This is a genomic window from Trebonia kvetii, from assembly GCF_007827045.1.
In the GTDB taxonomy this organism is placed as follows: Bacteria; Actinomycetota; Actinomycetes; order Streptosporangiales; family Streptosporangiaceae; genus Trebonia; species Trebonia kvetii.
Genome location: NZ_RPFW01000002.1, coordinates 703,221 through 724,628, shown reverse-complemented (window position 1 = coordinate 724,628; position 21,408 = coordinate 703,221). Strand labels below are relative to the sequence as shown.

Annotated in this window: 22 protein-coding genes; 11 read left to right on the top strand and 11 right to left on the bottom strand. The window is 68.9% G+C overall.

The features are described from left to right. The first annotated feature begins 6 nt into the window (after nucleotides 1-6). From EAS64_RS11990 to EAS64_RS11970, 5 genes are all read left to right on the top strand, one after another. Entirely contained in the window at nucleotides 7-525 is a 519-nt protein-coding gene (locus EAS64_RS11990; protein ID WP_145852995.1) for an SDR family NAD(P)-dependent oxidoreductase, read from the top strand. Nucleotides 526-543: 18 nt separating this feature from the next. Beyond that, entirely contained in the window at nucleotides 544-1,311 is a 768-nt protein-coding gene (locus EAS64_RS11985; protein WP_145852994.1) for a GntR family transcriptional regulator, read from the top strand. Nucleotides 1,312-1,382: 71 nt separating this feature from the next. Then, nucleotides 1,383-3,614, top strand: coding sequence for a propanediol/glycerol family dehydratase large subunit (locus EAS64_RS11980; protein ID WP_222849237.1), 2,232 nt, complete (start codon nucleotides 1,383-1,385; stop codon nucleotides 3,612-3,614). Then, on the top strand, nucleotides 3,611-3,976 hold the full coding sequence (locus EAS64_RS11975) for a diol dehydratase small subunit (RefSeq protein WP_222849236.1): 366 nt from the start codon (nucleotides 3,611-3,613) through the stop codon (nucleotides 3,974-3,976). The genes EAS64_RS11980 and EAS64_RS11975 overlap by 4 nt, the downstream gene beginning before the upstream one ends. Further along, nucleotides 3,973-5,598, top strand: a complete 1,626-nt coding sequence (locus EAS64_RS11970; RefSeq protein WP_145852992.1) for a diol dehydratase reactivase ATPase-like domain-containing protein — start codon at nucleotides 3,973-3,975, stop codon at nucleotides 5,596-5,598. Before EAS64_RS11975 ends, EAS64_RS11970 begins: the two co-directional genes overlap by 4 nt. Before the next feature lie 80 nt (nucleotides 5,599-5,678). Here EAS64_RS11970 and EAS64_RS44690 read toward each other — a convergent pair whose 3' ends face one another. The 4 genes from EAS64_RS44690 to EAS64_RS11960 form a co-directional block, all read right to left on the bottom strand. Continuing rightward, complete coding sequence (locus tag EAS64_RS44690) at nucleotides 5,679-6,341, bottom strand: discoidin domain-containing protein (protein WP_222849235.1); 663 nt, start codon at nucleotides 6,339-6,341, stop codon at nucleotides 5,679-5,681. A gap of 52 nt (nucleotides 6,342-6,393) precedes the next feature. Continuing rightward, a complete protein-coding gene (locus tag EAS64_RS44685; protein WP_222849234.1) occupies nucleotides 6,394-7,038 on the bottom strand; it encodes a glycoside hydrolase in 645 nt (214 codons plus the stop codon). After that, on the bottom strand, nucleotides 6,995-7,369 hold the full coding sequence (locus EAS64_RS44680; protein WP_222849233.1) for a hypothetical protein: 375 nt from the start codon (nucleotides 7,367-7,369) through the stop codon (nucleotides 6,995-6,997). Before EAS64_RS44680 ends, EAS64_RS44685 begins: the two co-directional genes overlap by 44 nt. Before the next feature lie 99 nt (nucleotides 7,370-7,468). Continuing rightward, nucleotides 7,469-8,743, bottom strand: a complete 1,275-nt coding sequence (locus EAS64_RS11960; protein WP_222849232.1) for an RICIN domain-containing protein — start codon at nucleotides 8,741-8,743, stop codon at nucleotides 7,469-7,471. A 161-nt stretch (nucleotides 8,744-8,904) separates the two neighbouring features. Here EAS64_RS11960 and EAS64_RS11955 point away from each other — a divergent pair, with 161 nt between their 5' ends. Next, on the top strand, nucleotides 8,905-9,933 hold the full coding sequence (locus EAS64_RS11955) for a LacI family DNA-binding transcriptional regulator (RefSeq protein ID WP_145852991.1): 1,029 nt from the start codon (nucleotides 8,905-8,907) through the stop codon (nucleotides 9,931-9,933). 56 nt (nucleotides 9,934-9,989) lie between these two features. On the opposite strand, the gene speB is transcribed toward EAS64_RS11955, so the two are convergent. From speB to EAS64_RS11930, 5 genes are all read right to left on the bottom strand, one after another. Further along, nucleotides 9,990-10,967, bottom strand: coding sequence for an agmatinase (speB, locus tag EAS64_RS11950; RefSeq protein WP_145852990.1), 978 nt, complete (start codon nucleotides 10,965-10,967; stop codon nucleotides 9,990-9,992). A 72-nt stretch (nucleotides 10,968-11,039) separates the two neighbouring features. Beyond that, the gene (locus EAS64_RS11945) at nucleotides 11,040-11,795 is read right to left on the bottom strand and encodes an SDR family NAD(P)-dependent oxidoreductase (RefSeq protein WP_145852989.1); all 756 of its coding nucleotides are present in this window, start codon (nucleotides 11,793-11,795) and stop codon (nucleotides 11,040-11,042) included. Nucleotides 11,796-11,797: 2 nt separating this feature from the next. After that, nucleotides 11,798-12,496, bottom strand: a complete 699-nt coding sequence (locus EAS64_RS11940) for an SDR family NAD(P)-dependent oxidoreductase (protein WP_145852988.1) — start codon at nucleotides 12,494-12,496, stop codon at nucleotides 11,798-11,800. Beyond that, nucleotides 12,493-13,965, bottom strand: coding sequence for an APC family permease (locus tag EAS64_RS11935; RefSeq protein WP_187365854.1), 1,473 nt, complete (start codon nucleotides 13,963-13,965; stop codon nucleotides 12,493-12,495). Before EAS64_RS11935 ends, EAS64_RS11940 begins: the two co-directional genes overlap by 4 nt. Further along, on the bottom strand, nucleotides 13,962-14,891 hold the full coding sequence (locus EAS64_RS11930; RefSeq protein ID WP_222849231.1) for a polysaccharide deacetylase family protein: 930 nt from the start codon (nucleotides 14,889-14,891) through the stop codon (nucleotides 13,962-13,964). The genes EAS64_RS11935 and EAS64_RS11930 overlap by 4 nt, the downstream gene beginning before the upstream one ends. Nucleotides 14,892-15,036: 145 nt before the next feature. On the opposite strand from EAS64_RS11930, the gene EAS64_RS11925 reads away from it, so the two are divergent. Then, a complete protein-coding gene (locus tag EAS64_RS11925) occupies nucleotides 15,037-16,563 on the top strand; it encodes a PucR family transcriptional regulator (RefSeq protein WP_145852986.1) in 1,527 nt (508 codons plus the stop codon). A 44-nt stretch (nucleotides 16,564-16,607) separates the two neighbouring features. Here the strand turns inward: EAS64_RS11925 and EAS64_RS11920 are convergent, their stop codons facing one another. Together EAS64_RS11920 and EAS64_RS11915 are read right to left on the bottom strand one after the other, a co-directional pair. Next, the gene (locus EAS64_RS11920; RefSeq protein WP_222849230.1) at nucleotides 16,608-17,258 is read right to left on the bottom strand and encodes a DinB family protein; all 651 of its coding nucleotides are present in this window, start codon (nucleotides 17,256-17,258) and stop codon (nucleotides 16,608-16,610) included. A 298-nt stretch (nucleotides 17,259-17,556) separates the two neighbouring features. Beyond that, nucleotides 17,557-17,823, bottom strand: coding sequence for a hypothetical protein (locus EAS64_RS11915; RefSeq protein ID WP_145852985.1), 267 nt, complete (start codon nucleotides 17,821-17,823; stop codon nucleotides 17,557-17,559). A 413-nt stretch (nucleotides 17,824-18,236) separates the two neighbouring features. Here EAS64_RS11915 and EAS64_RS11910 point away from each other — a divergent pair, with 413 nt between their 5' ends. The 4 genes from EAS64_RS11910 (at nucleotide 18,237) to EAS64_RS11895 (ending at nucleotide 21,381) form a co-directional block, all read left to right on the top strand. Then, nucleotides 18,237-18,935 (top strand): hypothetical protein, encoded by a 699-nt coding sequence (locus tag EAS64_RS11910; RefSeq protein WP_145852984.1) that lies wholly within the window; start codon nucleotides 18,237-18,239, stop codon nucleotides 18,933-18,935. A 119-nt stretch (nucleotides 18,936-19,054) separates the two neighbouring features. After that, a complete protein-coding gene (gene aroA, locus EAS64_RS11905; protein ID WP_145852983.1) occupies nucleotides 19,055-20,302 on the top strand; it encodes a 3-phosphoshikimate 1-carboxyvinyltransferase in 1,248 nt (415 codons plus the stop codon). A 105-nt stretch (nucleotides 20,303-20,407) separates the two neighbouring features. Next, the gene (locus tag EAS64_RS11900) at nucleotides 20,408-20,827 is read left to right on the top strand and encodes a VOC family protein (RefSeq protein ID WP_145852982.1); all 420 of its coding nucleotides are present in this window, start codon (nucleotides 20,408-20,410) and stop codon (nucleotides 20,825-20,827) included. 131 nt (nucleotides 20,828-20,958) lie between these two features. Further along, nucleotides 20,959-21,381, top strand: coding sequence for a hypothetical protein (locus EAS64_RS11895; protein ID WP_145852981.1), 423 nt, complete (start codon nucleotides 20,959-20,961; stop codon nucleotides 21,379-21,381). Nucleotides 21,382-21,408: the final 27 nt, after the last annotated feature.

The window sequence follows — 21,408 nt, the reverse complement described above, 5'->3', positions numbered from 1 at the left end:
AATTCCTTGTTCACATCCATCGCGGGACGGGCGGTCGTCGTCACCGGGGGCAGCCGTGGCATCGGCAAGGGCATCGCCGCCGTCTTCGCATGCAACGGCGCCCGGGTGCTGATCACCGGCCGGTCGGAGCAGGACCTCGCGGCCACGGCCGAAGAGCTGGGGGTGAGCTACCTGGCCGCCGACGTCGCCAGCAAGGCGGACTGCCAACTGGTCGCCGGATGCGCGGCGGATCGGCTCGGCGGCATCGACGTGCTGTGCGCCAACGCCGGAATCTTCCCCGACACGCGGCTGGCGGACATTACCGAGGAGGACATCGACCACGTGCTCGGCACCAACCTCAAGGTCACCATCCTGTCCGTGCAGGCTTGCCTGCCGCTGCTGGCGCGCTCGGGCCGGGGCCGGGTCATCCTGACGAGCTCGATCACCGGGCCGATCACCGGCTACCCCGGCTGGACACACTACGGCGCGAGCAAGGCCGGGCAGTTGGGATTCATGCTGCCCGAGTCACCCGAGGCCGTTTCTTGACGGGAGGGGCTTGACTCCATGACACAACTCGCGACACCGGAGGACGTCCGGCGCATCCTGGCGAGGCAGATCGTCGCCGGCGAGCTCCGGCCGGGGCAGCGGCTCGGCGCGGAGCGCGCGCTGGCGGCCGAGCTCGGAGTCAGTCGCGCGCTGCTCCGCCAGGCGCTGTCCATCCTGGAGGACGGCGGCATGATCAGGCGGGTGCCCGGGCGCGGTGGCGGTACGTACGTCAGTCGGGGCAAGATCGAGCGGGATATGTCGTCGCGGATCGAGGGGATACCGGCGCTGCTGCGCAGTCAGGGCGTGACCGCAGGCACACATGTGCTCAGCGCCCGGCTGGCCGAGCCGGAGGACGACGCCGCCCAGGCGCTGCGGATGCGGCCAGGCGAGCTCGCGGTCGACCTGCTGCGGCTGCGGCTCGCCGACGGCAGCCCGTTGTGCCTTGAGCACGCCAGGTTCCCCGCCCGGCGGTTCCCCGGCCTGCTTGAGCTGCCGCTCGGCGGCTCGGTCTACGAGCTTCTGCAGGAGCACTTCGGCACCAGGCCAGCGAGCGCGGTCGAGCGGATCGAGGTGACCCTCGCGTCCGCCGACGAGGCGGCGGTGCTTGACGTGCAGCCGGACGCCGCGCTGCTCGCGATCACCAGGACCGCGAGCGATTCCGACGGGGACCCGATTGAGTACGCGCACGACCTGTTCCGCGGCGACCGGACGCGGCTGGTGGTCAGGTCCGGTGACGGCGGCGCAGGCCGGGCGCAGGTAGTCGAGCTGCGTAGGGCGGCCGGCTGATGGCCGGCCCGGTCACGGGAGATCCGGGGCGGTCACCGGGTGAAACAACGGCCCGTTCGGAAAAATTGATTGTGAAGTCTGGCAGAGAACGGTTCATGGACGCCCAGCGGGTGAACCTCGACGGGTTCGCCGTGCCGGACGCATCCCTGGGCCTGGTCGCCATGGACGCGCCCGCCGACCCTCCGCCAAGCCTCGTCATCGCCGCCGGCCGGGTCGTCGAGATGGACGGCGTGACCGAGGCGGACTTCGACTCGATCGACGCCTACATCGCCCGGCACGGCCTCGACCTGGACGTCGCCGCCGAGACGATGGCGCTGACCGACACGAACTTCGCCCGGCTGTTCGTCGACACGTGTACGCCGCGCGCCGAGGTGATCAGGCTCGCCGCCGGCGCCACCCCCGCGAAGCTCGCCCGGGTGCTTGCGCTGCTACGGCCGGCCGAGCTGACGATCGCGATGACCAAGCTCCGCGCCCGCCGCACGCCATCCAACCAGGCGCACGTCACCAACCGACTGGATGACCCGCTGCTGCTCGCAGCCGACGCGGCGACCGCGGCGGCGTTCGGCTTCCGTGAGGTCGAGACGACCGTGCCGGTCCTCGCGGACGCGCCCTCCAACGCGGTCGCCTGCCTGATCGGCGCGACCGTGGCCGCGCCCGGCGTGCTGATCCAGTGCTCGGTGGAAGAGGCCGCCGAGCTTGAGCTCGGCATGCGCGGCCTGACCTCCTACGCGGAGACCGTCTCGCTGTACGGCACCGAGCAGGTCTTCACCGATGGCGACGACACCCCGTGGTCCAAGGCGTTCCTCACCTCCGCGTACGCTTCGCGCGGCATGAAAATGCGGGTCTCTTCTGGCGCGGGCGCCGAGGTCCTGATGGCGGGCGCCGAAGCCAAGTCGATGCTCTACCTGGAGTCCCGCTGCGTCGCGCTGGCCCGGGCGATCGGCGCGCAGGGCGTGCAGAACGGCGGGATCGACGGCGCTTCCGTCGCCGCCTCCGTGCCGTCCGGGCTGCGCGAGCTGATGGCAGAGAACGTCATGGTGATGGCCCGCAACCTGGAATCCTGTTCCGGCAACGACGCGCTGATGAGCGAGTCGGACATGCGCCGCACGTCCCGCACGCTGCCGATCGTCCTGGCCGGATCGGACTTCGTGTTCAGCGGCTTCGGATCCATCCAGCGGTATGACAACATGTTCGGCCCGAGCAACTTCAACGCCGAGGACATCGACGACTTCCTGGCGATGCAACGGGACTGGGGCGTGGACGGCGGCCTGCGGACCGTGGCGCCCGGCCGGCTGCTCGGCCTGCGCCGCGAGGCCGCGCAGGTCTGCGCCGACGTCTACCGCTACCTCGGCCTCGCCGATTTCTCGCACGTCGACCTGGCGGCCGACGCGGCCGGGTCGAAGGACCTCGGGGAGACCGACACGCTTGCCGTGCTTGGCGCTGCCCAGGCCATCCGCCATCGCGGGCTGACGGTGGTCGACATCGTGACCGCCCTCGACGAGTGCGGCTATCCGGAATACGCCGAACGGACGCTGGCCTTTGTCCGGGCCAGGCTCGCCGGGGATTACCTGCAGACGTCGGCGATCTTCGACGAGCAGCTGTCGGTGCTCTCCCTCGTCACCGACCCGAACGACTACGCCGGCCCCGGCACGGGCTACGTTCCGCCGCCAGCGCGGCAGGCCGAGATCGACGCGATCCGTCAGGTGCGAGGCGTGGAGGACCTGCGCAGGTCCCAGTCCGCGGCGGCCATCCCTGGCCTGCTCCGCCCGGTCGGGGCGGCCAGCGCAGGGACCAGCCCCCGCGACGTAGTGATCGGCGTGTCTCCCGCGCTCGGCGTGGACGTCTGGCAGTGCCTGTCGGGCGCGAGCGTGGCGGACGTGCTCCGGGAGGTGCTGGCAGGCCTGGAGGAGGAAGGCTGCGCTGGCCGGGTGGTGCGGTTCCCCGCCACGGTGGACCTCGGGCAGATCGGCCTGGCCGCCGCGCGGCTGTCCGGGTCGGGCATCGCGATCGGCCTGCAGGGCAAGGGCACCGCGCTGATCCACCGCCGCGACCTGGCGCCACTGGCCAACCTGGAGCTGTACTCGGTCGCGCCGTCGGTGACGCTGGAGCTTTACCGGCTGCTCGGCGCCAATGCCGGCAGGCACGCCAAGGGCGCCACCCCCGACCCGGCCCGCAACCCGTACTCCGACGAGGCCATCGAGGCGCGCTACCACACCACGGTGATCGCCCTGATGGAACTGGAGCGCGCCCGCGTGGTGCCGGGCGCGGCACCGGTCGAGCTGTCGCTGGAGGGGCTGCGGTGAACGCTGAAACGCGGGCACTGTCCGGACGGCCGGTGGACGACCTGACGCTCGACGCCGTCCGCGCCGGTGAGGCCGGCCTCGCGGACCTGCGGATCCACCCCGAGACGCTGGAACGCCAGGCGGTGATCGCGCAGCAGCACGGCAATCCGCAGCTCGCGGCGAACTTGCGGCGCGCGGCCGAGCTGACGTCGCTGCCCGATGAGGAAGTGCTGGCGATCTACGAAGCACTGCGCCCAGGCCGCTCGACCGGCGCCGAGCTGACCGCGCTTGCCGGGTCACTGGCTGCCCGCGGGCTACCACTCAACGCCGCGCTGGTCGCCGAGGCCGCCGAGGTCTACGCGCGTCGCGGGCTCATCCGATGACGGTGATCGCCGGGGTCGATGTCGGCAACGCGACAACCGAGGTCGTCATCGTGGCCGACGGCGTCATCCTCGGCGCGGGGCGAGCACCGACCCGCGGCCGTAAGGGGTCGGCTGACTCACTGCGCGGCGCCGCCGCCGTGGCGCGCCGGGTCGCCCGCCAGGCGGGCGCGGTCGTCGACGAGGCGCGGATCGCGTCGCTGCGCCCGGTCGACACGTCCGTCCGCACCGTCCCTGACGTGCCGCCGCCGACGGGCCGTCTCCGCGTCCTGCGGGCAGGCGTCGCCACGCCTGGCGGCGCCGGCGCCTGCGTCGGCGTACCGCTCCTGCTCGGGGACCCAGCCGCGGCCGCAGATCACGCCGGCCCGGTCGTCGTGGTGGTGCCGCCGCAGACGCGCTTCGACCAGGCGGCGGCCGGCATCCGCGTACTGCTCGCGGCGGGGACGCGAGTCGGCGCCGTGCTCGTCGCGAGCGACGAGGCTGTTCTTGTCGCCAACCGGCTGCCGGCCGCGATCGGCCGCGTTCCTGTCATCGACCAGGTGGACTCAGCCGCTGCGGCCTCCTGCACGCTGCTCGCGGTCGAGGTGCGCTCGCCCGGTCACCCCCTGACGACGCTGGCCGACCCGGTCGCGCTTGGCGCGGCGTTCGGCCTGCGTGAGCGCGACGTTGGTGACGCCGCCACGATCAGCCGGTCCCTGCTCGACTACTCCAACGCGGTCGTCGGGCTGACCCCGGCGGCGGCGCCGGCGCCGCCGCCGCCCGCCCCGGACCCGTCGCCGCGGCGTGACACGGACGCCGGCGACGTCTTCACCGTCGACCTGGCAGCCGTCTGGGACGCCGCAACCGCCAGGCGGGGGAGCCTGGGCCGCGCGTTCCTCGTCGCCACCCTGCACCGGCAGCCGCCCGACGCGGGGGCGGCCGCGACAGAGCTGGCAACCCTGCTCGGCATTCCGGTCGCCTCTCCACTGACCGAGCCGGCCGCCGCCCGGCTGGGCACGGCCACAACACCCGGCATGCTGCCCGGCGCGGTGGTCGCCGACATCGGTTCTGGCACCATCGACGCGATCGCGGCCGACGGCCGCGAGGCGGTCGTGGCCGGGGCCGGGGAACTGCTCACGCTCGCGGTTGCCGAAGCCCTCGGCGTTCCGCGCGCGGCGGCCGACTGGATCAAGCGCGGCCCGTGTGTCCGGCTCGACGGCGGCCAGCGGTATGAGGCCGAGGACGGCGGCCGGGGCTTCCTGGACGCCCCCGCGCCCGCGGCCGCCGCCGGGATGCTCGCGGTCCCTGGCCCCGGCGGCCTGGTGCCGTTCGCGGGCCGCTCCGGCCGGCAGCACACTCCGTCGGAGTGGCGCGCGATCCGCCTCCGCCTCAAGCAGGCCGTACTGGCCGCCAGCCTGCAGCGTGCACTGACCGCGCTTGGCGAGCCCGGCACGCGGCTCGCGCTGGGTAGCCCGGCCCAGCTCCTGCTGGTCGGCGGCCCGGCCGCCGACAACGAGCTCGTCGGCGTCCTCACCCGCTCCCTGCCCGTCGCGTTCACGGTCGGCCGGGGCAACCTCGGTGCCACCCGAGGCGGCGAGGCCCTGGGCCACCGCTACGCAGTAGCCCTCGGCCTAGCCCTCGCCTGACCGGTGAAGGTCTGGCACTGCCGGAGTGTCAGCGTCGCGGCGTGAGCGAACGTGCCCAGCACCTGCGTCACTACTCGCTGTCAGCTCCTGGAATCGCCGCCAACGTAGGCACGGACGTCAGCGACGCTCCACCAGTTGTTGGGGTCCGCCGCAGTGAGGGTTATGCGAACGTATTGGATAGCGTTGCCCGGCAAGTCAATGGTGGTGAACTGGCCGGCTCCTTGTCCATTAGGCAGGACGGTATTCCAGACCGCCGCCTTGGTGCTGGTTTGCACGGCATAGCTGCGCGGGTAGTCGCCGGTGGACACACCGGTGTCGAAGACGACTTGCCGGGCGCGGATGGCGGTGCCGAAGTCGACCTGCAGGTACTGGCCGGGCGCCTGGCCTTCACCGGTTGAGTAGCGGGTGCTGGCGTCGCCGTCGACGGCGTTGGCCGCGACGTCACCCGAGCAGCACAGGTCGGCAGGCCCACTGGGGCTGGCGGTAGCGGTCCAGCCTGCGGGGTTGACCTGCCTCAGGAGCGAATGCTGCCCGAGATCGCCTTTCCAGACGAAGGTGGCCAGCGAGTCACCAGGCAGCGTGTAGGTAAACCGCTGCTGGCCTTCCTGGACGGCAAACGCCTGCGCGTTGTCGTTCTCGTTGTGCGCGACCAGCACGGTCGAGCCATCTGGGTTCCGGAACGCGACGTCCATAACCTCGCCATTCCATCCGGTGGTGCCGAACGAGGTGCTGGCGATGCGCACGGCGCCTGGCTGGACGAACCTGGACAGCTGCCCCAGCGCGTAGTACTCGGCGTCAGGAGTGACCGTATCTCTCGGGCCGACGGTAACGATTCCGGTGCAGGTTCCAGTTGATCACGGTGCCCGACCAGTTGCGGGTGGAGCCGATCTCCAGGTTCCTGGAATGCCACTTGAGCGTGTCGGAGAAGGTGTCCGCAGGATCGGCGGACTGGCTGCCCGAGCACTCGTCCATGAAGATCTGCAGCTTCGGGTACTCGTTGTGAAACGCCGTCATTGCGCTGGCGTCGCCGTAGTAGCAGTGGAACGCGACACCGGATATCCATCTGGCCGCCGGGGTGGCAAGAACCTGTTGCGGGTAGTCATTGATGTCGCCAGCCTCGTCCGGAGGGGTGGAGGCGATGTCGTTGGGGTGCTCCTGCCAGTTGTGGTCGTAGGCGAAAATCTCGGTCCCCAGGTGGGCAGCCTGGAGCATCGGGCCCAGGTCCTCGATGACCGCGGCCTCTTGCCAGGAAGGCATGTCCGTTCCCGGATAACCGGAGGGGGCGCGGTTCTGCGGCTCGTTCTGCACCGTGATCGCGTTGACGGTGACTCCGTTGGCCCGGTAGGCCTCGATGAACTTCAGCAGGTAAAGGGCGTAGGAGCGGTAGACGCGGGGATCATCGATCAGCCGGCCGCCGATCAGAGTGCCTGTGGTCTTCATCCACGCGGGCGGACGAATCGGTGATGGCACCGCCGAATCCCTGCATCGTCTGGTAGGTCAGGGTGGGATCGACCACCACCGTCGGGGCGCTGCTCGGAGCCGTGGAGAAGCCGACCGTGCCGAGATCGCTCAGCTTGTCAGCGCCGTCCGCGGTGGTGATCCAGACGTGGGCCGAAGCCGCCGGTGGCGCCGGGGCGGCCGTAGCAGTCGCGTTCAGTCCGGCCGCGCCGAGCGCGGCGACGGTTACGCCGGCCGCGAGTAGGCTTGCCGAGCGCGGCGTGAACAGCCGGCATAGCCCGGGTCGCCGGAGAGGTCCAACTTGTTCCCGCATGAGATTCGAGCCTCCGTTCATCGATGTCAGCCTGATGGCTAGGGGATGGCTGAGCGCTAGCGCTAGCGGGGAACTTCCGCGCTGCGCTCAGCGCATGCGTCAGGATTCTGGAACGAGCCGGAATGTCTGGGCTGTATCAGCCGCGGTGCAGGCCCACTGCTGTAGTTGCGTGCCGTTGCCGGTCGAGCGGTTGGTGACGTCCAGGCATTCGTTGCCGCTGTTGCGGGCGGTGAAGGTATAACTGCCGTCGGATTGCAGCGTCGGCAGCCACTGCTGGTTGGTGCCGCCGGTAGTGCTCCACAGCTGGATCGGGGTGCCGTTGCCGGTGGCGGACGGGCCGCCGGTGACGTCCCATGCCTCACTGGGCGCGTTGCGGGTGACGACCTGGTAGTAGCCGCCGCTGGTGGGCTGGAACTGCCACTCCTGGTTGGTACTGCCGGCAGAGCAGGCCCACTGCTGCACGGCGGTGCCGTTGGAAGTGCTGCCGTTGGTGTCGTCCACGCAGTCGCCGCTGTTTGTGTTGACGACCTCGTACCATGTGCTCGAGCTGATACCGCCGCCGGTGCTGGTGGTGCCCGGGGTCCAGATGAACGTGGCCACGGCCCGGGCGGGCAGGGTGTAGGTGAAGTACTGCCCGTTCTCGTCGACGTTGAAGGTGTGCGCGCTGGACGTGTCGGCGTTCTGTGCGGTGATCAGTGAGATCGGCACGCCCGCGGCGTCATAGGCCTGGATGAACTTGGCGAGATAGTCGGCGAACACCTGGTAGTCGGCGCTGTTGAGGGACCCGCCGATCATCGAGCCGCTCGACTTCATCCATCCCGGCGGGCTCCATGGCGTGGCCATGATGGTGATGTCCGGGTTGAGGCTCAGCGCCTGCTTGAGCACCGGCAGGATGTAAGCGTTGTCGTGCGCGGTGGAGAACTTCGCCAGCGTGGGATCGGTCTGGCCGGACGGCAGGTCGTCATAGCTGAACAGCGACTGCGAGAAGTCCGACGCCCCGATCGGCTGTCGCAGGAAGTCCAGGCCGATGCCGCTCGTGGGACTGAACAGCTTCGTCATGATCTGGCTGCGCAGCGGGGAGTTGGCGATCAGCCAGGCCGAGGAGTCGGTAAACGACGCGCCGAATCCGGTCACGGACCGGTAGGTAGTCGCCGGGTTAACCGTGATTGTCTGGCTCGCGGACCCGTTGCCGGCGTTGAACGCCGCACCCGCCTGCGGCGCCAGGAGCTGGCTCTGGTTGGCAGTGGTCTCCCAGACCGAAACCGCCGGCCCGGACGCGGCGTGTGCGGCGCCTGGACTCAGCCCGGCAATTGCCCCCGCGGCGAGGAGCGCCGCCGCGCCCAGCGATGCTGTCATGCCTTCGCTGCGGGACATCGTCGTCCTCCTGTCATGAAACATCATGTAACAGATTGGAACATTTGCGATACGATGATGAAAGCAGCCGGAAATAGGGCTGTCAATAAGCGAATACGCGGCTTGGCGGCGATCAGGCCGGACAGTTATGCTGCGCATGATGAAACAAAACTGTGTAACAAATGAGTAGCCCGCGCAGCCAGCGCGTTACTGTCCGGGACCTCGCCGCGGAGACGGGCGTATCCATTGCCACCGTCTCGCGAGTCCTCAATAACCAGGCCCACGTAGCCCCGCACACGCGCGACCTAGTTGAGCGGGCCGTCGAGCGGCTCAGCACCCGGGCGCCCGGCCCGGGGACGTTCCCGGCTCACATGGCGCAGGGCTCCGTCTACCTGCGCTGCCCGTATCTGCTGACCGACTACTTCGGGCTCATCGTTTCGTCGATCGCCGAGACGCTGGAGCTGCACGGCAGGCCCGTGGTGCTAAACGCCGGAGAAGCCGCACAGCAGGCGGCGATCCTGCCCGCACTCGCATCCCGCCCCGGCATAGACGGGGCCATCATCGTGTTGCCGCCGGAACCCAGCGAGCAGCTCCTGGATCTGCGGGCGCGCGGCTTCCCGTTTGTGGTGGTGGATCCACGCGCCCCGATGCCCCGAGACATCGCGGCCGTGTCGGCGGCGCACCTAGCCGGGGCCCGCAGCATCACCAGGCACCTGGTCGGCCTGGGACACCGGCGCATCGGCGTGATCGCCGGCCCGCACAACTGGCTAGCGAGCGAAGCGCGCCTCGCCGGACACAGGTCGGCGCTGGCAGATGCCGGTGTGCTGCCGGACCCGGAGCTGGTGCGTAGCGGCGAGGCAACCACGCAGTTCGGCTACCACGCGGCCGGCGAACTGCTTGACCTGCCGCAGCGGCCAACCGCGCTGGCTGGCTTCAACGACAAGGTCGCCATTGGTGCGCTGGCCGCGGCCGCCCAGCGCGGATTGCGCGTACCAGAAGAGCTCTCCATCACCGGCTTCGACGACATCGACCTCGCTCAGGCCAGCCGTCCCCAGCTCACAACCGTGCGTCAGCCACTGCAGGAGATGGGCCGCATCGCCGTCGGTCTTCTTATCCGGCTCATGGAGCGCCAGCGGCTCGACGCACTGCACGTTGAGCTGGCCACAGAACTGGTCGTGCGCGACTCCAGTGGCCCGGCTCCGCCAGGATAGACCTGTATTTCACTGGCCGCCCTCCTCGCCAACTGTGACTGCGCCGATGCCCCCCGCTACCTGTTCCTGGCGCGGGCGAGCAGGGTGATCATGTCGAAGATCACCGTCGCGGCGGCGAGTGCCGTCACCTCCGCGTGGTCGTAGGCCGGGGCGACCTCCACCACATCGGCGCCGACGATGTGCAGGCCGGTCAGGCCGCGTAGCACGCGAAGCAGCTCCCGGCTGGTCAGCCCGCCGACTTCCGGGGTGCCGGTGCCAGGCGCGAAGGACGGGTCGAGCACGTCGATGTCGACCGACAGGTATACGGCCAGGTCTCCGGTGCGCTCGGTGATCGCCTCGATGGTGCCTGCGATGCCCAGGTCGTCGATGTCGCTGGCCCGTATGGTGCGGAACCCGAACCGCCTGTCGTCGGCAAGATCCGCGTGGCCGTAGACGGGGCCGCGGATCCCGACGTGGATGGAGTGATCCTCCACGAGCAGGTTCTCCTCGAAGGCCCGGCGAAAGATCGTGCCGTGCGTGACGGGCGCGTCGAAGTAGGTGTCCCACGTGTCGAGGTGCGCGTCGAAGTGGACGAGCGCGACGGGGCCGTGCTCCCGGACGACCGAGCGGAGCATGGGCAATGCCACCGTGTGATCGCCGCCGATCGCGACCACCGTGCGCCCGCCGCGCATGAGATCGCTGGCGTGCGAGCCGATCTGCGCGATCGCGGAGTCGATGGAGAAGGGGCTGACCGGGACATCCCCGGCGTCGGCCACCTGGATCGCGGTCAGCGGCTCACAGTCCAGCTCCACATGGTGGCCTGGCCGCAGGTGCCGGGACGCCTGGCGGACGGCGGTCGGCCCGAACCGCGCGCCTGGCCGGTAGGAGGTGCCGCTGTCGAAGGGGATCCCGAGCACGGCGACGTCATAGTCGCTGACCCGGTCGATCTCGGGCAGTCGGGCGAAGGTCGCGGCACCGGCGAAGCGCGGCATGACCCGGCCGTCGACCGGCCCGATCACGGTGGTACTGCTGACAGGAGTGCTGCTATCAGTCATGACCGGTAACCCCCTTTTGATCCCGAACGACAGCAGGCGCTGCAAGCAGGGGCAAGCGCTGCCGGATTGTCGTCAGGCACGGGTTCTCGTTACTCCGCCGGTGGGCTGCAGCACCTGCCCGACGAACCCGGTGGACCCGGGGCCCGCCAGGAAAGAGATGGCGGCGGCGATGTCGTCGGTCGTCGCGAGCCTGCCAACGGGGACCAGGTCACGATAGCGCTGGCGCATCTCCTCAAGCGAGATGCCCGCGTCCTTGGCGTCCACCAGCAGTTGCTCGGTGTCGATGAACGCGGGGGCGAGCGCGTTGGCCAGGATGCCGTCTGGTCCGAGCTCGCGGCCAAGTCCCTTGGTCAGCGCGATGAGCCCGGCCTTGGACGCCGCGTAGGCGGTGGCGTTCTGGTGACCGATCACCCCCCAGCCGGAGGCGATGACGATGATGCGGCCGTGCCCGAGGGCGCGCATGCCAGGAACCACCGCCTGGATGAGCCGGAAGTGCCCGGACAGGTTCACCTCGACCTGCCGCCACCACTGCGCCGGGTCGGCGTCAAGGAAGGGGCTCATCGCCATGGCGGCGGCGTTCGCCACCAGGACCTGCACGGGCCCGAGCGCCTTGGCTACCTTAGCCACCATCGCGGTGGTGGCGTCCGGGTCGGCGATGTCGCCAGGCACCGCGACGCCGCCGACCTGCTCGGCGAGCTCGCGCAGCCGCCCTTCGCCGGCGATGTCATTGACCGCGACCCGGTGGCCATCGGCCGCCAGGCGCCGCGCGGCCACGCTGCCGACGCCGCCGGCCGCCCCGGTGACCAGCGCGACCATTGAGTCGCCCATGCTCAGATCACCGCCCCCGCGTTGGGCGAGAGCACTTCGCCGCAGTACATGGATCCTTCCGTGGCCAGGTAGCAGACGGTGCTTGCGACCTCCTGCGGTGTCACCAGGCGGCGCAGCGGCAGGGTTGCCAGGTACCCGGGCTCGCGCCACAGCGAGTCCTGCGCGAGCAGCGGGGTGTCCGTCGGGCCCGGCGCGACGGCGTTCACCCGGATGCCGGTGTGGGCGACCTCCAGGGCCAGGGACTTCACCAGGCCAAGCACCGCGCCCTTGGCGGCGACGTAATGCAGGTCGGTCGCACTGCCGGCCAGCGCCAGCTCCGAGGAGATGGCGATCAGCCCGCCGGAGCCGCGCCGCAGCAGGTGCGGCAAGGCGGCCTTGAACGCGTTCACAGTGCCGCCGAGGATGACGGTGAGCATCCGGTCCCACTGCGCGCGGGTGATCGCGGCAACGTCGATGCCCTCCTCGTAGTAGCCCGCCGCGGTGACCATGAGGTCCAGTTGGCCGAACCGGTGCGCCGCGCCGTCCACCGCTGCCCGGACCAGGCCAGTGTCGGTCACGTCCAGGCGCACGGACAAGTCGGTGTCGGACTCGTTCAGGTCGAGGCCGGCCGTCCGCCACCCTGCGGCCCGCAGCATCCACGCGCAGGCGGCGCCGATGCCACTGGCGGCCCCGGTGATGACCGCGACGGGGACGTCCGTCACGCCGCATCCTCCGCAGCGGTGACCTCGGCGGCAGGCGCCCCCGTCCCCGAGGTCACCGGGGCACCGCCAGGGAACACCCGCCAGCAGAGCAGCCCGCCGATGATCCCGAGCACGCCAGTCATGATCAGGACGCCCCAGTTCAGGTACCAGTCGCTGTAGACGGCCCGGGGCCACACGAGATTGACGATTTCCGCGGTGAGCCAGACGACGGCCACGCCGGTCATGATCCCGATCCACCGCTCGCCCCACGTGCCGGACAGGTCGATGCTCCGGCGCAGCCGGCGGTAGGCGAGGCCGACGATCGGCATGTAGTAGGAGAGGATGAAGCCGAACGAGGCGAACGACACCAGCAGCGCGAACACCTTGGTCGTGCCGAAGAACACCAGCACGCACGCCACGACGAAGGTCAGGCCGATCGCGTACCTAGGCATGCCCTCCCGGCCGGAGAGCTTGCCGAGCAGCGCGCCCCCGGGAAGCGCCTTGTCGCGGGCGCTCGCCCAGATGGCGCGGCTGACCGCGGTTTGCACCGCGATCATGCTTGAGGTGAAGCCCACCACGAGCATGACGAGCGTGACACGGCCGGCCGCCGAGCCAAAGCTGTGCTCGAGGGTGGTCGCGATCGGGTTGGTGTCCTTGCCCGACAGCACCGCCGGCATGTCGGGTATGGCCAGCACCAGGCCGGCGGCCGCCAGGATGACCAGCACGCCGCCGAACGCCAGGGCATACATGACCGCCTTGGGCAGGGCGCGGTTGGCGTCGTGAACTTCCTCGCCGACCGACGCCGACGCCTCGAAGCCGATGAACGAGTAGGCGATGTACGCGACCGGCAGCAGGAACGGGCCGATCAGCCAGTGGGCGCCGTGCGCGGTCCCGCCACCGTTGAAGATCACCGACAGTGAGTTCACCCGGTCGAAGATGAGCAGCGCGATGCCGATGCCGATCGAGGCGACCAACTCGCAGGCCAGGGCGACGTAGATCAAGGTCTTGAGAGTCCGGCCGCCGAGCAGGTTCACCGCGGTGCCGCAGACCAGGAAGCCCACGGCGACCAGTTCCGTCGTCAGCTGGGCGGGCGCGTTGTCGCCGAAGGCGCCCAGCAGGTACGGGGACGCGGCGAGCGCCAGGACGACGATCGCGAGGGTCAGGCCCCACATGTACGCCCAACCGGTCAGCCAGCCGAAGCGGCGGCCGATCAGCTCCCTTGACCACGCGTACACGCTGCCCTGCAGCGGCCACCGCGACGCCAGGTTGCCGAAGACACCGCAGACGAACAGCTGGCCGACCAGGACCAGCGGGAACGCCCAGAGGAAGGCCGGGCCGGCGGCGACGATGCCGATGGCGAACACGGTGTAGATGCCAACGATCGGCGACAGGTCAGCGAAGGACAGCGCGAACGCGGACCGCAGGCCGAATTCCTTAACTGGCTGACGGGTCAGCGGGCTGTCGTCAAGGGGGACAGTTGTTTCGGTCACGGCGTGCGCTCCTTGGTTGTCACCCAGTAGGCGTCATGTGGAAATTGCGGCTGCGGGCAGGCCCTGGGCGACAACCCCAGCGACATCGTGTGCGCGGCGACCTCGCCAACCGTTGCGATCCACAGGCCGGGAAGTGCCTTCATCCGCTCGATCAGGGTGCTGAGGGCCTCGGCCCGGGACGGCCGGCCCGTCAGGAAGGGATGACAGCACAGCGTGAAGACGGCCCCGAGACGATGCAGCGCCTGTAGTTCCAGCGTCCACATCTCGAGCGCCTTGGCCGGGCTCTCGATCACCCCGGAGCCGATCAGGCCGGGCAGGAAGGCGTACTGCTCCCAGTCGTCCAGGCCCCACGAGACCGGCACCTCGGCGAGCACCTGCCCGTCGCCGACGGACAGCGGGTACGGATGGTCGGCGTCCATCAAGCTCGAGTCGTACAGGAAGCCGCGCTCGGCAAGCAGCGCGGGCGTGTGGTAGTTCATCTCCCACATCGGCGCCCGGTAGCCAACCGGACGCACCCCCGCCACGTCCCACAGGGCCTTGAGGCCGAGGTCGAGCATCGCTGCCTCAGTCTTCGCGTCCATCCCGATCGTGTTCTCGTGGAAGTAGCTGTGGTGGGCTATCTCGTGGCCAGCGCCGGCGATGGCGCGGACCACCGACGGGTACCGGTGCGCGGTGTAGCCGGGGACGAAGAACGTCGCCTTCACGTCGTGCCGTTCGAGCAGCCCGAGGATGCGTGGCACCCCGACCAGCGGGCCGTAGGACTGGTGGCTCATCGGGGACATCCGGCTGACGGATGACAGGTCGGCGGTGAGCACCGCCGACTCGGCGTCGATGTCGAAGGTCAGGCACGCGGCGGCCTGGATCCCCGCGGGCCAGGTGACTGGCACTGCGGGAGTTGCGCTGCTTGTCATGTCCGTGTCAGGCACGCGTTCGTTTCCTTTCGCTAGGGAAAGGATCAACGTGGCGGTGAACGAGGTGAATGCGACTAGAGGCAAAGACCGCGTGCATGATTCATACTGAAGTATGAGGAAAACGCCCTGGCCTGGAATTGTTTCGTATGTGTGAACGGCCATGGCAATAACCGTTCGTGACCTCATTCGGCTGCCGCACCTGCGGTTCACGGTGGTGGCCGGTGAGGCTGGGCTCGATAACGAGGTGAGCTGGGTGCACACCTCTGACCTGCCGGAGCCATGGAAGTGGCACGGTGCGGGGGAACTGCTGCTCACCAACACGGTCGGCCTGCCCGCGGAGGAGGCTGAGCAGGTGCAGTTCGTGGAACGGCTCAGTGAGTGCGATGCGAGTGGCCTGGGGATCGGACTGGGCCTGTCCGGCCCTTCGCTGCTCGCCGGCGCGAGGCGCCGCGCCGACGAGCTCGCGCTGCCGCTGCTGACCGTACCGCTGAGCACCCCGTTCACGGCCATCGTCCGCGCGGTCGCCGACGCGAACTCGCGCGAGGAGTCCAGGCAGTTGTGGCGGGTGTCCCGGCTGTACGAACTGCTCCGCACGTCCGCTGCGGCCGGCAGTTCAGGGCAGGAACTCTTCCGCAAGCTCGGTGAGGAGCTTGGCGTGCGGCTGTCGGTCGTGGACCCAGCGACCGGGCACTCGCTGTTCGGCGAAGGGGAATGCCGCTACGCTGCCGAGCTGGCCGCCGGCTACGGGACTCACGGCAATACGCTTCCTGCGATGCTCACGCTGCGGCCGCCGCACGCTGAGCCGGGGGCGGTCGCCGCCGTCGCGGTCGCGATGCCAGGCGAGCACCCAACCGCGCTCGTCGTCGAGTTCACCGACGGCCAGCTCCCGAGCATGGTCCTGCTGCACCACGTCGCGGTAGGCGGTGCCCTAGAGCTGGCCAGGCTCATGGAGTCACAGGAACGGATGCGGCGGCTAGGCTCGAACACGCTGACACGGCTGCTCGACCGGCGCATCGACTCGCATGCGGCGCAGCTCCAGCTGGCCGAGCTTGGGCTGGACCTGGCCAAGTGCGTACTCATCGCCGCTAGCGCCGCCGGGGACGGGACAGCGGCGCACCGCCGCCTCGCCGCGGCCCGCGTGCCCCACGCCCTGCTCCACCGGGACCACACCGTGTACTTTCTGCTGCCGGCCACGGCCCTGGACACGGCCGTCGCCGCCGAGATCTGGCCAAGCCCCGGTGGCGGCACGGCCCGGCTCGGGGTGAGCGACCGGATCACGTCCCCGAGCCGGGTGGCGGACGCGGCGCAGGAGGCCCGCTGGGCCCTTGCGGTCGCCAGCGCAAGCGGCCAGCGGGCGGCCAACTACGGGGACGAGTCGATGACCTTGCCGCCCCGTACCCCGGCCGAGGCGCGGGTCCTGGTGTCCAGGATCCTGGCCCCGCTGATCAGGCACGATGCCGGGCACAGCACCGACTACGTCGCCACCTTGCAGACGTTCCTGCGGACCGACCGCTCATGGCGGGACGCCGCGGCGGAACTGCACATCCACCGGCAGACCCTCGGCTACCGGCTGCGGAAGATCGAGCAGCTCACCGGCCGGGGAGTCACCAGGACCGACCACATCGCGCAGTGGTGGCTTGCCCTGCGCGCGAGAGACCTGCTCGCGGGCCAGCCCGGAGACCGGTGACGCTCGGCCGGGCAGCATGCCGAACGATTGCGTCGGTGATCGTGTCAAGTCGCCGTGTCGGCGGCGGCGGTCGATCGCCGCCACGCGCAGGCATCGCGCAGGGCACCGATCTGGGTACCGTGGTGACCCACCTCATTGAGTGTGCCGGCGATGAAGTGCGTGGCCGGCTGCGCGGGACCCGGCGGACCGACAACACACAGGCCGCCTCTCGGCGGTTCCACGGCGTACGTGTACCCGGCGGTCGTCACTTCGAGCTGGTCGTCGTCGGCCCGCTCGATCGCACCGCGGAGCCTGCGCCAGCCGTCGCGCAACGCGCTGACGGCCTCGGCAGCGCTGCTGAAGATCGGGTGATGAGTCAGGTAGGGGGATGTCAAGCCGCTGGCCATGGTGCGCATCCCGCGCAGGAGGTCGATGTCGCACAGGCGGCCTGGCATCGACCCTATGTGCCAGTACAGCCAGGCGATGGTGGTCACCGGGACCGGAGTCGGCTCAGGAATCTCAAAGTCAGCCACCCATTCGCCGGCTCCGAACGGGTTCGATGTCCTGCACTCGACGCGCCGGCGAATGCTCCAGGTCGTCGTGAATGGCTCCCAGAAGAACTCATCATCGGTCAGGGCCGCCCAGGCCCGGCCAAGGGTGAAGTACTCGATTTGGTACATCAGCTCAAGCAGTGTCTCGGCCGGTTTCCCGGTCATGAGCCGCATCGTACTCAAGCCCTGCGGACCCTCCTGACAAGGTGCCAGCAGCTTGGCTATCAACATGCGGATCTAGGTTGAGTTCCGCCACAGCTAACCATCACGGCATCCTGGGAACAGTTCCATGAGGGTCGTTGACGGTGTCCATTCCGCTGTGTGCTGGGGCATCAGGGTTCGTCTCGTAGGCGTCTAGCTCGGGGACGGACAGCACTTCCCTGATGCAGGCAGCAGACCCGCAGATGTAGGCCCAGCGAAAGTCGGTATCGGTGCACAGGCACCACGACCTATCATCCGGCCACTAGTAGTTAGGGTCATGCGGAAGGTGCCGATACGTGTCGAGCGCGCCGCCCAGGAGGTAGAAGTCCCGCATGGGATGGCGCACCTTGGGCTGCGGCTCGAAAATGTGCTCATTGAGGTCACCGAAGCTATTCCACAGCAGAAACCAGCAGTGCGTAGAGACGGTGTGCCTGGCGAGGATGGGCAGCGAGGCGTCAAGCTGTTCATCTGCCAGATCATCGAGGCAGCTTGCCTCCTGCCCAGAGGCCAGGATGGTTTCTTGGTCCATGCGGGCATGCGCCACGCGCCCGTTGCCCTGGGCGATCTCCGTCCAGGTGACGTGTTCCTGGCCGGTGACGGCGCCATCTGTTTCGATGACCTTAGGCGTGCGCGTCGTACCACGTCTCGTGCTCCTGGATGGACATGGTTCCGCTTGTCAGCGGGGGCGATGCCATGCCAGCCCGACTGGGCAGAGTGATCCGTCATTGTGGCAAGTTACCGCCCGGCATGTGAGACGGCGTACCTGCGGTGCTCGCCGCCGACCGCTAAGGAATCCCGGTGCTTCAGCTGACAACGCGAGGCACCGGCCCCGCCAGACATAGTGATCGGCGACGTGGTGGAGTTCCGCCACAGCTAACGCTCTGGTGATGTGCCGCGTCGTCAGGGATCATGTGTACGGTCCCGGTGCCGTCCTAAGCTCTGGTGATAAATCAGTCTGACAGCGCCTCGCTTGCGGCTAAGGCGCTGATGATGCTGATGATCAAGTACTCGGTGGCCGTGGTGATCGCGGCGTCGGCGCTGCTAACCGCCGCATGCTCGACCGGCGGCAAGGGCGGCCCGCTGGTAACGCAAAACAACGAAGCCGTGCAAGCCTGCGTACCGGCGCCTAGCAGCTATCCGTCCGACGACATACCCGGGTGGGACTCGCCGGTCGGGTTCGCCCTTGTCTGGTATTACAACGCCTCTACGTCGCCGGTCGTCGTCGAGTCGGTATCCCTGATCGACGCGCACAACCTTGTCCTGCACAAGGCGGTCGTCTACGAGGCGGAGCGTGAACAGCACCAGCTCACCCTGGTCGACGGGTGGCCGGTAATCAGCCTGGGCTCGGACCCGGCCGCATGGGCGCGACGGCAGAGCGTTCCCGGCGCGGTGATCCGCCCGGATCCGCCGAATGCCGGCATCACGACGCATGACGCCTACGAGGTCGTCCTTGACGTCTCGGCCAAGACCCGCGCAGGAGGGTACGCGATCGGCCAGCAAGTAACCTACCGGCAGGGGAACGGGCAGTACACGATCCGCTGCTACGCGGGCTATGTGATCAGCCCACCGGGCGGACCGGAGGGTGGCCTGCGGTGCTCGGCCTTTGAGAAGGCAATCTCCGCCGCCTGGGCAAGCTCGTAACTCCGGCACTTGCACCCAGATCCGAGGCGCTGGCCAGTCATGTTGAAGAGCCAGGTGGTGGAGTTCCGCCACAGCTAACCATCACGGCATTGCGACTGACAGCAGTTAGGCTCGGCGTCATGACGGTCTTCGAAGTCCCGGGATCCAAGTCCATCACTGCCCGCGCGTTGTTTCTTGCGGCTGCGGCCCGTGGCACCACGGTGCTGCGCAAGCCGCTGGACTCCGATGACACAGCCGCCTTCGTCGAGGGCCTCGCCGCACTCGGCTACAGGCTGGATCGGACACCGGGACAGTGGCGGGTCGAGGGACGCCCACAGGGACCGGCCGTCACGCAGGCTCACGTGTTCTGCCGCGATGGCGCGACTACCTCCAGGTTCCTGCCCACACTGAGCGCAGCGGGCCACGGCGAGTTCCACTTCGACGCGTCCAGCCAGATGCGCCGCCGTCCCCTTGGTCCCCTGACTCAGGCGCTGCGCAGCATGGGCGTCGACCTCGTCCACGAGATCGAAGAAGGCCACCACCCGTTGACCATCCGTGCCGACGGGATCAAGGGCGGGCACATCACGCTGGACGCCGGCCTATCCTCCCAGTTTCTCAGCGCGCTGCTGCTCGTCGGCCCGCTCACCGCCGAAGGGCTTGCCATCACCGTCACCGACCTCGTCTCGGTGCCGTACGTGGAGATCACCATGGCGATGATGGAGCGCTTTGGGGTCGGCGTCGAGCGCGACGGCGACACCTACCTCGTGCCCTCCCGGCCCTACACCGCGGCCGACTACCTGATCGAGCCCGACGCCTCGACAGCGAGTTACTTCCTGGCCGCGGCTGCGCTCACCGGCCGTAGTATCACCATCCCCGGACTCGGGTCGCACTCCCTCCAGGGCGATCTCCAATTCGCTCAAGTACTTTCCCGAATGGGAGCCGACGTTACGATCACCCCGGAGTCCGTGACCGTCACCGGTCCCGCAAGCGCAGGCCTGCGCGGCGTCACCGTCAACATGCGCGATATCTCGGACACCATGCCCACGCTCGCTGCGATCGCACCCTTCGTCAGCGGCCCGGTCCGCATCGAGGACGTCTACAACACTCGGGTCAAGGAATGCGACCGGCTCGAAGCGTGTGCAGAAAACCTCCGCGCCATGGGCGTTCCAGTCCAGGTAGGCCGCGACTGGATCGAGATCCGCCCGGGCCAGCCTCGTCCAGCGCACATCGCCTGCCACGGCGATCATCGCATCGCGATGGCCTTCAGTATCGCCGGCCTGGTTACGGCCGGCATCAGCCTGGACGATCCGGAATGCGTCAAGAAGACGTTCCCTGGATTCCACGCCGCTCTCGTCGCGCTTCAGGCCGCCTGGCAACAGACCGCGTGAGGGTGAATCCTGCCCCGGTGGAGTTCCGCCACAGCTAACCATCTCGGCCGGTTGGCCCGCGTGTGCTTGGCTGGACTGGTTCCGCACGGACGGGGAGGTACGAACATGCCGAGGTTCCCTATCTTGATGCACACGGCGCTGGATGCCACGGATGGTCGGGAACTTGCCGAGTTCTACCGCGCATTCCTCGGACTGCGCTATCGGCCCGGCGATGAGCCACCTGACGATGGGAGCGTTGACGACGCTGACTGGCTCGTGCTGGTCGACGAATCCGGCCAGCGAGTCCTTGCGTTCAACCAGGTCGCATCGCTCGCCCGGCCAACATGGCCGACCGACGAGGTACCCAAGCAGATGCACCATGACTTCCGCGTGTCTAGCGTCGTAGAGCTGGAGGAGCAGCGCCGACGAGCAGAGGAGCTGGGGGCGGTCTTGCTCTACGACCGCTCAGACGACGAGGGCGAGCCGTTGTACGTGCTTGCCGATCCCGCTGGGCACCCGTTCTGCGTCTTGGTGTCCGCTGGGTAGTTGAAACGGTTCGCGGTGGAGTTCCGCCACAGCTAACCATCAGGAAGCGCTCCGCATCACGCCTAGGCTTGCGGCCATGCCGTCAGGCGACCTGCGATATTGTCGCTACCCCCTGAGAAGAGGAGCAAGAGATGCGGCCTCCGGACGTGCCTGTCATCGCTGAGGGAGAGATCCCCAGCGGCGAGCGCTGGTCCCTCATGGCAGGTGGAACGTCCGATGACTACTACGTGGGACTGAAAACCGTCCACCAGGATGGCCACGCTGACGGCGGAGGGATGCAGGGCCCTGCGCTTAGTGCCGGGATCCCGTTCAAGTTCTGCCTGAGTCAGAACGGTGACGAGCCCCTCAGCGTGATGGTCTGTACCGAGTCCCGCGTGCGGAGCCTTCGCCTTGGCTCGCCGGGAGGGGAGTCCTGTGACCTGCTGCCCGTCGCGGAAGACCAGGCGGTCGGCGTCACATTCTTCGTAGCCTTGCTCCCGTGGAAAGCCTCAACTGTCTCGATGGAAGGCTTCGACGGCGGCGGCCAGTACGAGCGCCCTCTCCGTAATCGCTGAGTGCAGACCCTACGCCGCCCGCGCCTA